General features: G+C 59.5%; 14 protein-coding genes. 4 read left to right on the top strand and 10 right to left on the bottom strand.

The window, feature by feature from the left end; all coding sequences use genetic code 11:
- Positions 1-124: 124 nt before the first annotated feature.
- From frdD to frdA, 4 genes are read right to left on the bottom strand one after another with little or no spacing between them, the layout of a single operon-like run.
- Positions 125-481, bottom strand: coding sequence for a fumarate reductase subunit FrdD (frdD, locus tag QLG07_RS20965; protein WP_187497209.1), 357 nt, complete (start codon positions 479-481; stop codon positions 125-127).
- Positions 482-490: 9 nt separating this feature from the next.
- Positions 491-886, bottom strand: a complete 396-nt coding sequence (gene frdC, locus QLG07_RS20960) for a fumarate reductase subunit FrdC (protein WP_048914518.1) — start codon at positions 884-886, stop codon at positions 491-493.
- A gap of 10 nt (positions 887-896) precedes the next feature.
- Positions 897-1631 carry a succinate dehydrogenase/fumarate reductase iron-sulfur subunit gene (locus QLG07_RS20955; protein ID WP_048914519.1) on the bottom strand — a complete coding sequence of 245 codons (735 nt, stop codon included), beginning with the start codon at positions 1629-1631 and terminating at the stop codon, positions 897-899.
- Complete coding sequence (gene frdA / locus QLG07_RS20950) at positions 1624-3414, bottom strand: fumarate reductase (quinol) flavoprotein subunit (RefSeq protein WP_282470098.1); 1791 nt, start codon at positions 3412-3414, stop codon at positions 1624-1626. Before frdA ends, QLG07_RS20955 begins: the two co-directional genes overlap by 8 nt.
- 252 nt (positions 3415-3666) lie before the next feature.
- On the opposite strand from frdA, the gene epmA reads away from it, so the two are divergent.
- Entirely contained in the window at positions 3667-4644 is a 978-nt protein-coding gene (gene epmA, locus QLG07_RS20945; protein ID WP_099754289.1) for an elongation factor P--(R)-beta-lysine ligase, read from the top strand.
- Between the two features lie 19 nt (positions 4645-4663).
- Here the strand turns inward: epmA and aroQ are convergent, their stop codons facing one another.
- The 4 genes from aroQ to QLG07_RS20925 are packed head-to-tail and all read right to left on the bottom strand — an operon-like array spanning position 4664 to position 8599.
- Positions 4664-5107: a type II 3-dehydroquinate dehydratase gene (gene aroQ / locus QLG07_RS20940; RefSeq protein ID WP_282470097.1), complete on the bottom strand. Its 444-nt coding sequence runs from the start codon at positions 5105-5107 to the stop codon at positions 4664-4666.
- Entirely contained in the window at positions 5107-5943 is an 837-nt protein-coding gene (locus QLG07_RS20935) for an amidohydrolase family protein (protein WP_282470096.1), read from the bottom strand. The genes aroQ and QLG07_RS20935 overlap by 1 nt, the downstream gene beginning before the upstream one ends.
- Positions 5943-7202: a gallate dioxygenase gene (locus tag QLG07_RS20930; protein WP_048914524.1), complete on the bottom strand. Its 1260-nt coding sequence runs from the start codon at positions 7200-7202 to the stop codon at positions 5943-5945. Before QLG07_RS20930 ends, QLG07_RS20935 begins: the two co-directional genes overlap by 1 nt.
- Before the next feature lie 17 nt (positions 7203-7219).
- Positions 7220-8599, bottom strand: a complete 1380-nt coding sequence (locus tag QLG07_RS20925) for an aromatic acid/H+ symport family MFS transporter (protein ID WP_048914525.1) — start codon at positions 8597-8599, stop codon at positions 7220-7222.
- A gap of 733 nt (positions 8600-9332) precedes the next feature.
- Here QLG07_RS20925 and QLG07_RS20920 point away from each other — a divergent pair.
- Together QLG07_RS20920 and QLG07_RS20915 are read left to right on the top strand one after the other, a co-directional pair.
- Positions 9333-9956, top strand: a complete 624-nt coding sequence (locus QLG07_RS20920) for a carbonic anhydrase (protein ID WP_048917338.1) — start codon at positions 9333-9335, stop codon at positions 9954-9956.
- Entirely contained in the window at positions 9953-11431 is a 1479-nt protein-coding gene (locus tag QLG07_RS20915; RefSeq protein ID WP_282470095.1) for a SulP family inorganic anion transporter, read from the top strand. The genes QLG07_RS20920 and QLG07_RS20915 overlap by 4 nt, the downstream gene beginning before the upstream one ends.
- A 43-nt stretch (positions 11432-11474) precedes the next feature.
- Here the strand turns inward: QLG07_RS20915 and QLG07_RS20910 are convergent, their stop codons facing one another.
- Positions 11475-12179 (bottom strand): pirin family protein, encoded by a 705-nt coding sequence (locus QLG07_RS20910; protein ID WP_048917336.1) that lies wholly within the window; start codon positions 12177-12179, stop codon positions 11475-11477.
- Positions 12180-12306: 127 nt separating this feature from the next.
- Here QLG07_RS20910 and QLG07_RS20905 point away from each other — a divergent pair, with 127 nt between their 5' ends.
- Complete coding sequence (locus tag QLG07_RS20905) at positions 12307-13212, top strand: LysR family transcriptional regulator (protein WP_099754119.1); 906 nt, start codon at positions 12307-12309, stop codon at positions 13210-13212.
- Between the two features lie 22 nt (positions 13213-13234).
- On the opposite strand, the gene QLG07_RS20900 is transcribed toward QLG07_RS20905, so the two are convergent.
- Positions 13235-13381, bottom strand: a complete 147-nt coding sequence (locus tag QLG07_RS20900) for a hypothetical protein (RefSeq protein WP_166643151.1) — start codon at positions 13379-13381, stop codon at positions 13235-13237.
- Positions 13382-13456: the final 75 nt, after the last annotated feature.

Below are 13456 nucleotides of genomic sequence, written 5' to 3'. Positions count from 1 at the left end.
CCGAGGCCCGCAGGGAGCGTCTTTTGCCGTTCCGGCGTGCTCAGGCCGAGCTCAGCCGGATTACTGAACGTTTAGCAATGGAGGTCTTTTCTAAAGATCCCTCTGTGAAATGCCCGGCCAGCCATTACACGGCAATCACCCCAATCACCGCGACTGCACTCAGCACGGCGGCAATGCCGTAGCACAGCAGTTTGCTGCGCGGGATGTGCACTTTCAGGTCGTGCAGGCTGTGGTGCAGGCGATGCAGGCTGCACCACAGCGGCAGCACAATCACCAGCAGCAGCAGCAGCCTGCCGCCGGGCGACTGCGCGAAGCCGAGAATGCGCTGATAGCTGAATGCATCGGCTGAAGCCCAGCCCAGCGGCAGCAGCAGGCCGACCAGCAGCACCACTACCGGGCTGACCAGCGCGGCCCACATCCCCCCAGCACCAAACAGCCCCCAGAAAATGGGTTCATCCGAACGTTGCGGTTGCGTTTTCATCTTCTCTCCTCAGGCGTTTAGCGCCACGCTCAGCACCACGGCGGTGATAACGATAAATGCTGCCCACAGCCCTTTGATCACCGGCTCCGGCGACAGCTTTTCCCCCTTAACGATAATAATCTGCGCCTTGGGGGCCAGATCGAACCAGGTTTTACTGTGCAGCAGCGCTGCCGCCAGCGTGACGAGGTTCAGCAGCAGCACGATGGGGTGCTGGAGGAAATCAACGAATCCCGCCCAGCTCTGCGGCCCGTTCTTCAGGGCAAACAGCCCGGCGATCAGCTCAATGCTGAACCACAGCGCCGGCAGCGCCGTGCCTTCACGCAGCATATAGAAACGGTAAAACGCCAGCGACTGCCACCAGCTGCCGCGCATCGGGCGAACATAAGCGTTACGTTTTGTGGTCATCACAGCCTCCTTAATGGGGTTTCAGCATGGCAATCAGGAAATCTTTACTGCTTTCAATTTTGCCCTGCTGGATGGCGGCGGCCGGGTCGACGTGTTTCGGGCACACCTGCGAACAGAAGCCGACAAACGTACAGCTCCACACGCCGTTGGCGCCGTTGAGCTGCGGCATGCGCTCTGCCTTGCCCCGGTCGCGGCTGTCAAGGTTATAGCGGTGGGCGAGGGTGATGGCCGCCGGGCCAATAAATTCCGGGTTAAGACCAAACTGCGGGCAGGCGGCGTAGCACAGGCCGCAGTTGATGCAGCCGGAGAACTGGTGGTATTTCGCCATCTGCCCCGGCGTCTGCAGACCCGGGCCTTCACTGGCGCTGCGCGTATTGCCGATGATCCAGGGTTTGATCGCTTCCAGGCTCTCGATAAAGTGGGTCATATCGACCACCAGGTCACGCTCGATCGGGAAGTTCGCCAGCGGCTCAACCTTGATGCCATGAGGATAATCACGCAGGAAGGTTTTACAGGCCAGCTTCGGCACGCCGTTGACCATCATGCCGCAGGAGCCGCAGATCGCCATGCGGCATGACCAGCGGTACGAAAGGTCAAAGGCGAGGTTATCTTTGATAAAGCCGAGCGCATCGAGCAGCGAGGTTTGCTCATCCCACGGCACGGTAAAGAACTCGTGGCGCGGCAGGCGGTCGGTTTCCGGGTTGTAGCGCAGAATTTCAATTTCACGCTGCCTGATGTCACTCATGGGCGGGCTCCTTGTTGGCTTTCTCCTCAGACGCCGCACCGTAAACGCGGGCGGCAGGCGGCAGGCGGGTGATGGCGACCGGCTGATAGCTCACCGTTGGCGCCCCCTGGGGGTTGAATGTGGTCAGGGTGTGGCACAGAAAGTGTTCGTCATCGCGGGTGGTGCAGCCTTCATCCAGCCGCTGGTGCGCACCTCTCGACTCTCTGCGCTGAATAGCCGAGTGCGCCATGCATTCGGCCACGTCCAGACCGTGCCCCAGCTCGACGGTGTAGAGCAGCTCAGTGTTAAATACGCTGGAGCTATCGGTCACGCGCACGTTGTTAAAGCGCTCTTTCAGCTCGGCCAGCTTGTCGATAGTTTTCTGCATCAGCCCGGTGGTGCGGTAGATACCGCAGCCCTCTTCCATCGCCATGCCCATCTCATCGCGCAGCTGCGCAAGGTTCTCGCCACCCTGCGGATTAACCCGCCCATAAAGCCGCTTTTTAATGTCGCCGCTCTGGGCGCTCAGCGCGGCATCCTGCGCTTTATGCGGTTGCGAAGCGCGCTGTGCGGCCTGCTCACCGGCCAGGCGGCCAAACACCACCAGCTCGGCCAGCGAATTAGAACCCAGTCGATTGGCACCGTGTAACCCGACGGACGAGCATTCACCGACGGCGTACAGCCCCTGAACGGGCGTTTCGCACTGCGCATTCGTCTCAATGCCGCCCATGGTGTAGTGTGCGGTCGGGCGCACCGGGATCGGCGCGACGATGGGGTCGACGCCGACATAGGCTTTGCTCAGCTCGCAGATAAACGGCAGCCGCTCGCGCAGCTTTTTCTCGCCGAGGTGGCGCAGGTCGAGATACACCACATCGCCGCGCGGCGTGGAAATGGTGCGGCCAGCACGCCACTCGTGCCAGAAAGCCTGTGAAACCTTATCGCGCGGGCCTAGCTCCATATATTTGTTTCTCGGTTCGCCGAGCGGCGTTTCCGGCCCCATGCCGTAATCCTGCAGGTAGCGGTAGCCGTCTTTATTGACCAGAATGCCGCCCTCACCGCGACAGCCTTCGGTCATCAGGATGCCGGAACCCGGCAGGCCGGTTGGGTGATACTGCACAAACTCCATATCGCGCAGCGGCACGCCGTGGCGGAATGCCATAGCCATGCCGTCCCCGGTGACGATGCCGCCGTTGGTGTTGTAGCGGTAGACGCGGCCCGCCCCGCCGGTGGCGAGGATCACCGACTGAGCGCGCACTTCCAGCAGCGTGCCCTCCATCATATTCATCGCCACCAGACCGTGCGTCACGCCGTCATCCACCAGCAGGTCGAGAACGAAATGCTCATCCAGGCGCTGGATCTGCGGATATTTCAGCGAGGTCTGAAACAGGGTATGCAGCATATGGAAGCCGGTTTTATCAGCGGCAAACCAGGTGCGTTCGATCTTCATCCCGCCGAAGCGGCGCACGTTGATCGAACCATCTTCTTTGCGGCTCCACGGGCAGCCCCAAAGCTCCAGCTGCGCCATCTCCTGCGGACAGTGTTCAACAAAGTAGTCGACCACCGGCTGCTCGCACAGCCAGTCGCCGCCCGCTACGGTGTCGTGAAAGTGGGAATCGAAGCTGTCCTGCTGCTGGGTCACGGCGGCAGCCCCGCCCTCGGCGGCAACCGTGTGGCTGCGCATCGGATAGACTTTGGAAATCAGTGTAATCTTCAGTTTCGGGTTGGCTTCTGCGGCGGCGATTGCCGCCCGCAGTCCCGCTCCACCAGCGCCGACAATCACCAGATCGGTATTCAGGGTCTGCACGGTTTACTCCCCATTATGGATGTTTTTCAGGCTTACCAGAGAGATAGCGGCAGGCTTAGCCCGCCAGTCGTCGCCCAGTATAGGTGGGTTAAAAATGCGCTAATTTGATGTGTTCGGGCATTTGGGTGGGTTGCTGGCAAAAAGTCAGCGCAGGTGCCATAAAGGGAGATGAGGGTTTTATTTCGTGGTGAATTGTGTGTTGCTGCGGCGACAGGTAGACTTCCTCCCCCTGACTGACTTAGAGGTAGCAACATGAGCGAAACGTCCAGCTGGCAGCCAAGCGCACCCATCGCAAACTTATTAAAACGTGCGGCGATTATGGCTGAAATCCGGCGTTTCTTTGCCGATCGTGGCGTTCTGGAAGTGGAAACCCCGGCGATGAGCCAGGCGACGGTGACCGATGTCCACCTGTTCCCGTTCCAGACGCGCTTTGTCGGTCCGGGGGCGGCGGCAGGGGTGGATCTCTACCTGATGACCAGCCCGGAGTACCATATGAAGCGCCTGCTGGCGGCGGGAAGCGGCCCGATTTATCAGCTGTGCCGCAGCTTCCGCAATGAAGAGATGGGCCGTCACCACAACCCGGAATTCACCATGCTGGAGTGGTATCGTCCGCACTACGATATGTACCGCCTGATGAATGAGGTTGATGACCTGATGCAGCAGGTGCTGGAGTGCGCCCCGGCGGAAACCCTCTCTTACCAGCAGGCATTTATCCGCCATCTGGAGATTGACCCCCTGTCGGCGGATAAAGCGCAGCTGCGCGAAGTGGCGGAGAAGCTCGGCGCAGGCGATCTGGCCAACCGCGAGGAAGATCGCGATACCCTGCTGCAGCTGCTGTTTATGCTCGGCGTGGAGCCGGAGATCGGCAAAGAGAAACCCGCCTTTGTTTACCACTTCCCGGCGACCCAGGCGGCGCTGGCGGAGATCAGCACCGAAGATCACCGCGTGGCGGAGCGTTTTGAGGTCTACTTCAAGGGCATCGAGCTGGCGAACGGCTTCCGTGAATTGACCGACAGCCGCGAGCAGCGGTTGCGCTTTGAGCAGGATAACCGCAAGCGCGCCAAAGCCGGGCTACCGCAGCAGCCGATTGATACCAACCTGCTGGACGCCCTGGCGCACGGTATGCCGGATTGTTCCGGCGTGGCGCTGGGCGTCGATCGTATTGTGATGCTGGCGCTGAAGGCGGAAAAGCTGAGCGATGTGATCGCCTTTACCGTCGATCGTTGCTAAGCCAGGTTTCACCCTGGCGTCAGCTTGGTATCCCGATTGCCCGCGCCGCTTCCATCAACGCATAGCGGTAGCCGCGAATGCCGTAACCGCAGATCACGCCCTGCGCCACGTCAGACAGATACGAATGGTGACGGAATGGCTCACGCTTGTGCACGTTGGTGATATGCACCTCCCACAGCGGCAGCGCGACGGCGGTGACCGCATCGCGGATCGCCACCGAAGTGTGCGTCCACGCCGCGGGATTGATCACCAGCGCCTGCGCGTGCAGGCGCGCCTGCTGGATCCACTCTATCATCTCGCCTTCGTGGTTGGTCTGGCGAAACTCAATCGCCACGTCCAGCTCCCGGGCGCTGGCGCGACACAGCGCTTCAACGCTGGCGAGGGTATCAGAGCCGTAGGTTTCCGGTTCGCGGGTGCCCAGCAGGTTGAGGTTAGGGCCGTTCAGTACATAGATAGTTCTCATCATGACTCCTGTGATTCAGTAAAGCCAAACAGCCGCTTTGGCGTGTGCCACAGCACCTGACGGCGGCGTTTCTCGTCGGGGATCAGCTGTTCAATCAGCATCAATTGAGTGCCCATATCCATCCGCTCTCCTGCACGCAGAAACGGCCAGTCAGAGCCCCACATGCAGTTCTCCGCGCCAAACGCCTCCAGCAGCGCCAGCAGGTATGGGTGGCCATCTTTCCAGGGATAGTGCTGATGGGAAAACTTCGCCAGCCCGGAGAGCTTCACGCTGGTCCGCTGCTGGCCTGCCAGCGACAGCAGCGCCTGAAACGCGGGCTGCGCCAGCCCGGCGCTGACGTCCGGCCTGCCAGAGTGGTCAATCAGCAGGCGCGTGCGCGTGCGCGACAGCATCGGCATCAGCGCGGGCAGCTGATCGTTCTGCACCTGAATCTGGGCGAAGAGATCCAGCTCTGCCAGCCTGCCCATCAGGGCATCCAGCTGGAAAAAGGGTTCAGTGCCCAGCATCGCCACGTTCAGCGCAATGCCGACAATTCCCTGCGCCTGCAGGCTGGCGAGCGTGTCGCTGTCCACGTCACGCGGCACCACCGCAATCCCCTTAAAACGCCCCGCGCCGCGCTTGATGGTATCCAGCAGGCAGCGGTTGTCGGTGTTGTAGCCTGAGGTCGGGCCGACAATCAGCGAGTGGCGAATGTGGTAAGCCTGCATCACCGCGCGGTAGTAATCCGGCGTCGCCAGCTCGTGGCCGTCAGGGTTATAGGCGCTCTCGGGCGCCCAGGGAAAATTCGCCGGATCAAACACGTGGTGATGACAGTCGATAACCGGTTGCGTCAACATCAGTCTGCTTTCCCCGCTACAGAGTAGAGGACCTGCTGATTGCGCGTCTGCTGGAACTGTTCCAGCGTCTCTCCGCGCATCGCCGAATAGATATGCAGGTTCGAGACACCCACCACCGCACCCAGTTTTTCCAGCAGGAAGAAGCTGACGCCGTAGTGGATCATGCCGCGCCAGTCGAGCTGATTGATCAGCGTCTGCTCTTCAGCGGTCAGCCCGGCCTCATCAAACAGCGCCTGCGGCGCTTCGCGGAAGCGCTTGCGCCATTCCGGCTGGATCATGCGGTGCAGGAAGCGATTGATGCGCAGGGCCTTCAGGCTGCGTGCCTGGGTGAACGGATAGGTGCCCGGCAGCTTTTCCACGCCGTTCATCTGCAGATTGATCTTATCACGCTGGCGCTGATGCACATCGACCGGCGCCTCGCGCGACTGGTTTTCGAGGATCAGCGTGGCAATCCCGGTCATCGACGGCAGATAGTAGTCCTGATGCAGTTTCTCCACGTTGGCCGACAGCGCGCCGCGCATAATCAGCCACATAATCACTTCCGCCCCCTCCAGACCGCCCAGGGTGGCATATTCGGCGAGCGTAATCTCGGTCAGGCGCTCAGGGTCGTTAATCAGCAGGTCGATAAACTGCGCGTCCCACTCGGGATTATTAAACCCGCAGCGCTCGCCGTGCACCTGGTGCGACACGCCGCCGGTCGCCACCACGGCCACCTTTAAATCTTCCGGGAAGCTTTCAACCGCGCGTTTCAGCGCCTGGCCCAGCTTGTAACAGCGCCGCGCCGTGGGGATGGGGAACTGGAGCACCCCGACCGCCAGCGGGACGATCTGCATCGGCCAGCCACCCTGCCAGGGCGCCAGCGCCGACAGCGGCGAAAACAGGCCGTGATCCAGCGCTTTATCCTGGAAGAAGGACATATCGAACTCATCGGCCATCAGGCTGGCGCCAATATGCTGCGACAGGGCGGCATGACCACGCACCGGAGGCAGATCGCGCGCGCCGCCCCCTTCATCCGCAACGGCGTACTGGTCGTCAATGCCCAGCACAAAGGCCGAATAGTGGTCGAAGAAGAATGAGGTGACGTGATCGTTGAACACGTACAGCAGCACGTCCGGTTTCTTCTCCTCCAGCCAGCGCTGCATCGGCGCAAAGCCGTCAAAAATGGGCGCCCAGGCGCCTTCCTGCTGCTTATTGTGATCGACCGCAAAGCCAATCGTAGGGGTGTGAGAAACGGCCAAACCGCCGATAATTTTTGCCATGAGTGGTGACCTCTGGTTTAACGGTTATTCAGGGTACGCGACAGGGACGGCAGGTCATTAAGGTCGATGCCTTTGACCTGACGGGACACCTGAGCGGGGTGATGTCGGGTGATTGAAAGCGCCGCTAATACAGCCGGGAGCGACAAAACGATAAAAATAGCGGTCTGCCCCGGGAACACGCCGAGCAGCACGCCGCCCAGGGAAGAGCTGATAATGGCCCCGCTGCGGCCGATGCCGTGCATCCAGCACACGCCGGTGGCGCGCATTTCGGTCGGGTAAAATGCCGGAGAAAATGCCTGCAGGCCGGTCTGCGCACCGTTGATGCACACCCCGGCAAGGAACACCAGCAGCGCCAGCAGCGACGGGCCAAAGCCCCAAATGCCCTGGGAGACGAGGCACAGGCTGCCCATCAGATAGAACAGCGCGATAACGTATTTCGCCTTAAAGCGGTCCATCAGCCCGCCGACCAGCAGTCCGCCAACCGTGCCGCCCAGCTGGAACAGACCGGCTACGATCGCCGCCCGCTCCAGCGTTACGCCGCCAGAACGCATAATGGTCGGCAGCCAGCCGTTCAGCAGATAGATGACGAACAGCCCCATAAAGTAGGTGAGCCACAGCACCAGCGTCCCGCCCGCATAGCCGCGGCTGAACAGCTGCAGCACCTGCGCTTTTTTCGGGATCAGCGGAGCATTAAGAATAAAGGCGGTGCCTGCGGAAAACTCGCCCCCCAGCCGCTGCAGCACGGCAGCGATCTTGTCGCGGCTGACCTTGCGCACCACCATATACATCGCCGATTCCGGCAGTAACCACACCAGCAGCGGCAGCATCAGCAGCGGCAGCAGGCCGCCCAAACCGAGCACGGACTGCCAGCCATAATGCGGCAGCATTCCGGCCGCGACAAACCCGCCCAGCCCCGAACCAATATTAAAACCGCTATACATCACGGTGATCATCAGGCTGCGGCGGCGCTCCGGCATATATTCTGATACCAGGGTCACGCAGTTGGGCATGACCGCACCCAGCCCGAGGCCGGTAAGAAAGCGCAGCGCGCCCATTTCCAGCGGGGTGCGGGCGAAGGCGCTCAGCAGACTGAAGCTGGAGAAGACGGCAATCGACAGCAGCAGGACGCGCTTGCGGCCAAATTTATCGGACCACGGGCCGGCAATCAGCGCGCCAAGCGCCACGCCAAACATGGCAGCACCCAAAATAGGCCCCATCTCTGCGTGGCTGATGCCCCAGTCCTCAATCAGCGCCGGAGCAATAAAACCCATCGCCGCCGCGTCGTAGCCATCAAACATGATGATGATGAAACACAGGGCGAGGGTCAGCCACTGGTATCCGGTGATCGGGCGGGAGTCAATCCAGCCTTTTACATCGATAATGTCGTGATTGCTCATAGGATACGCTCTGATTTTTTTATTGATAACGTCTACGGGTTAAGAATTTTCTCTGGCGTGACTCACCTTAAGGAATTCACTCTAACCCGATTACAGGGATAAGTATTATTATTTTCTGCTGTTAAAACAGTTTGTTACGAGTTTCATTGTTTTTACTTCCACTACCAACTTAGGGATAGCCCATAGATTTGTCTGCCATAAAATCGTTATGAGGGTATGAGTTTTGTTTATTTGGTGAGCTGTGTCGTAATTTTATCAATCGGGGGAAGCAGGCAACAAGGGCGGGAAACGCCGAAAGAGGAAGAATGTAAATCTGATTAAATAAATCCGCATCTGCTGACAATTATTGATAAACAGAGTGACTAAATAATAAAGCGTTGTAGAGCAATAAGATAATATTGCGCGTTGCGCAGGGCGGATAATAATTATGATTAAATTAATTACTTTAAGAGACTTGGGTATTTTATTTAGATGGTAATCTGAAATCTTATTTTTTATATCTCTATGAATTGATGGTGTTTTTATATATCGATAAGTAAAGGGTATGACGCGCTCATGCAGGAATATCCACGCAATAGAAAGCGAATTTAATTAAAATTACAAATGCACTATTTATTGCTAGTTAAGATTAGTCTTAATCCATTTCTATTAACTAAGATGTTAAAACTTATTTCCAGGTCCATCAGTTAATCGATGACAGCGATAATCCGTTTTGCGGAGAAGAGAGGCTATTTTGACGACACTTAAACCCTTGTTAGCTAAAAATCGCAGTTGGGCATTACAGCGACGCCAACGTCATCCGCACTATTTCCGGCAAAATGTAGATGGGCAGCAGCCGCACTCATTGTGGATCGGCTGCTCCGACAGTCGCGTCCCGGCGGAAGTGCTGACCGGGGCGCATCCCGGCGAGCTGTTTGTGCATCGCAACATCGCCAATATGGTGGTGAGCAACGACGATAATTTTATGAGCGTCTTGCAGTATGCAATTGAATACCTGAAGGTTTCACGCATCGTGCTGTGCGGTCACTACGGCTGCGGCGGGGTGCAGGCGGCCCTGACGCTGCCGGATATGCCGCTGTGCGACGAGAACTCCGCGCTGGCGCGGCGCATCAGCCAGCTGCGCCAGGCGCTGTCGGCCGATCTGGCTCCGCTGAGCGCGCAAGAGCAGCAGGGTGAGCATCTTAACCGGCTGGTGGAAGCGAACGTGCTGGCGCAGTTTGCCCAGCTGGTCAAAACCGCCCCGGTTGTGAAAGCCTGGCGGGAGAAGAGCGATCTTGACCTGTTTGGCTGCGTCTATGACCTGCACAGCGGCCATCTGAAGGAGCTGATTCAGCAAACAGAGGAGGCCAGCGCGTGAACCTGAAAACCTTACGACAGGATATTCCGGCCGGGCTGGTGGTGTTTCTGGTGGCGCTGCCGCTGTGCCTTGGCATTGCGCAGGCCAGCGGGCTGCCGCCGTTTGTCGGGCTGCTGACCGGCGTGGTCGGCGGGCTGGTGGTGACTACGTTCAGTCCGTCAAAGTTTGCCGTCAGCGGGCCGGCGGCCGGGCTGGTGACCATCGTCACCGGCGCGATTGAAACGCTGGGGTCGTTCTCCGCGCTGCTGCTGGCGCTGATTATCGCCGGGGTGCTGCAGTTTATGTTCGGCGTACTGCGCGCCGGGCGCTTTATCAGCCTGGTGCCGGGCACGGTGATCAAAGGCATGCTGGCGGCAATTGGTATTCTGCTGATTATCCAGCAGATCCCGGTGGCGCTGGGCGCAAAAGGGGAGAGCGAGCTGACCTCGCTGCTGACCGGCGGTTCGCTAAATATCTCCCTGCCGGCGGTGGCGGTGTCGCTGAGCGGGCTGCTGATCCTCTGGCTGTGGACCACGCCCGCCGTGAAGCGCAATAAATGGCTGGCCTGGGCGCCCGGCCCGCTGGTGGCGGTGCTGCTGGGCTGCCTGGCGACCGTGCTTGGCGCGCGGCTGATGCCCGAGCTCTCCGCCGCTCTGCCGCGCATTTCACTGCCCGCGTTTGACAGCATTCAGGCGCTGACCGGCGAGCTGGAGCGCCCCGACTGGCTGGCGTGGCAGAACCCGGCGGTGTATATCGTGGCGCTGACGCTGGCGATTGTTGCCAGCCTGGAAACGCTGCTCAGCCAGGAAGCGCTGAAAAAGCTGCGGCCGCAAAACCCGCCGCCGTCGCCGGATAAAGAGATGCGCGCGCAGGGTATCGGTAATGCACTCTGTGGTTTTCTCGGCGGCCTGCCGATCACCGCGGTGATCGTGCGCAGTTCGGTCAACGTCAGCGCGGGGGCACAGAGCAAGCTGTCGATCCTGCTGCACGGCGTGCTGCTGCTGATCTGCGGGCTGTGGTTCAGCGGCATGCTTAACGCCATTCCGCTGGCAAGCCTGGCCGCCGTGCTGCTGTATACCGGCTATAAGCTGGCGGCGCCGGGCCTGTTTGTCGCGCAGATGCGTCAGGGGGCGCAGCAGTCGGTACCGTTCCTCGCCACCGTTGGCGGCATTCTGATATTTGGCATGCTGGCGGGGATCGGCATTGGCCTCGCGACGCAGCTGCTGTTCAGCATCTATCAAAGCCACCGCAACGCGATGCATCTGACGCGCTACGACGACCACTACGTGCTGAGCTTCCAGCAGAATCTGACCTTTATGCATAATCCACGGCTGAAGGGGCTGCTGGCGGAGATCCCGGAAAATAGCGTGGTGATTGTCGATCACGACAGCGCGGAATATATCGACCCGGACGTTAAAGCGCTGCTGAAAGATTTTGGCGAAGGGGCGAAGAAACGCGGGATCCAGCTCAACCAGTGGCCGGTTAAGCTGGCGTAGGCAAATTCACGCTGCGCGGAGGGGATCGGCGTGCTCGCTGTGGTTAAACCGGTAGATCAATCACCAGCGCGCGCAGCGGGGTTTCTGCCGTCAGCGTCACGCTCTGCTCTTCGCGCAGGAAGGCGCCGTCGCCGCAGGTCAGGCTTTCCTGCTGCTGCGACTGGGTTACCGCCTTTAGTGAACCGTGGATCGATTGCAGGTAGGCGCGTGCGCCGTGCAGCGGCAGGCTGAAACTTTCGCCCGGCTCCAGCAGCACCTGATGCACCCACGCCTGCTGGCGCAGCTGCAGGCTGCCGTCGCTGCCGTCCGGAGAGGCTAATAGCGTATAGCGCTGGCAGTCAGGTAGCGCCATGCGCTGCACTGCGCTGTTCTCGCGCAGCGGGCAGGCGTCCAGCCACAGCTGCATACGCGTCAGGCTGCTCTCTTTACTGGTGTTATGTTCTGAATAGCTCACCCCCGCCTGCGTCGCCAGCAGCAGCGCTTCACCCGCCTGCGCCGTGACGTGGTTGCCCTCGCTGTCGCGATACTCGGCCGTGCCCTGCAAAATCAGATTGAGGACATCGACCTTCGGGTAGGTGCGTGGTTGAAAGGAAGCCCCTGGTGCCAGCACTTCCTGGTTCAGCACGCGCAATGACGCGTAGCCGAGCAGTTTTGGATCAAAATAGTGACCAAAGGAGAAGGTATAGCGCGCCTGCAGCCAGCCATAATCGGCGGTGCCACACTGCTCTGCGGTTCGACTGGTAATCATACGTTTCTCCTTATTGGCCGGACTGGATCGCCAGCCTTTATTATCCTGTTATGGTAAGTTTCTGGACGGCGGATTGTTAGCCAGTTAATCTGCTGGCTATATTCAAATTTCCTGACAGAGAATTACTATGGCCAAAGATCGTGCTCTGACGTTGGAAGCGCTGCGTGTCATGGATGCCATCGATCGTCGGGGCAGTTTTGCCGCCGCCGCCGACGAACTCGGCAGAGTTCCCTCCGCCCTCAGTTATACAATGCAGAAGCTGGAGGAGGAGTTGGATGTGGTGCTGTTTGACCGTTCGGGTCACCGCACCAAGTTCACCAACGTCGGGCGCATGCTGCTGGAGCGCGGGCGCGTGCTGCTGGAAGCGGCCGATAAGCTGACCACCGATGCGGAAGCGCTGGCGCGCGGCTGGGAAACGCATCTGACCATTGCCGCCGAGGCGCTGGTCTCGACCGAGCTGCTGTTCCCGCTGGTGGAGAGGCTGGCAGACAAAGCCAATACCCAACTGTCGCTGATGACGGAGGTGCTGGCCGGCGCGTGGGAGCGCCTGGAGCAGGGGCGTGCCGATATTGTGATTGCCCCGGACCTGCATTTTCGCGCCTCGTCTGAAATTAACACCCGCAAGCTGTATACGCTGCTCAGCGTCTATGTTGCCAGCCCGGAACACCCGATCCATCAGGAACCTGAACCGCTGTCGGAAACCACCCGGGTTAAATATCGCGGCATTGCGGTGGCGGATACCGCCCGCGAACGTCCGGTGCTGACGGTAACGCTGCTCGACAAGCAGCAGCGCCTGACGGTCAGTACCATTGAAGATAAGCATCGTGCGCTGCTGGCGGGGCTGGGCGTCGGCACCATGCCGTATTCGATGGTGGAAAAGGATATTAACGAAGGGCGCCTGCGGGTGGTCAGCCCGGAATATACGCGGGAAGTGGATATTATTATGGCGTGGCGGCGTGACAGTATGGGTGAAGCGAAGTCATGGTGCCTGCGGGAGATACCAAAGCTGCTGGCAAAACAGCGCCAGAGTTAACCCCCCGCAGCACGCTGAGGGATCAGGACGCGGGATTATCTGACGCAGCGATCTCCTGGCTATGTTGAATACCGCTGAAGGTTGAAAAAGTCTGATAGTAATAGTGGCCGACAAACGCCACATAGCACAGCATCACGACGGCAAGGCAGAAAGCGAGGGGTTTGATCATGGCTTCTCTCCGGGTTGAAATCTGGCGGATATCCCGCATCAGGCGAATACATCAATAAAGATACGTAAGCGCCAG

It is taken from the genome of Erwinia sp. V90_4, from assembly GCF_029967685.1.
GTDB lineage: Bacteria > Pseudomonadota > Gammaproteobacteria > Enterobacterales > Enterobacteriaceae > Erwinia > Erwinia aphidicola.
This window is presented reverse-complemented; position numbering and strand designations above follow the sequence as displayed.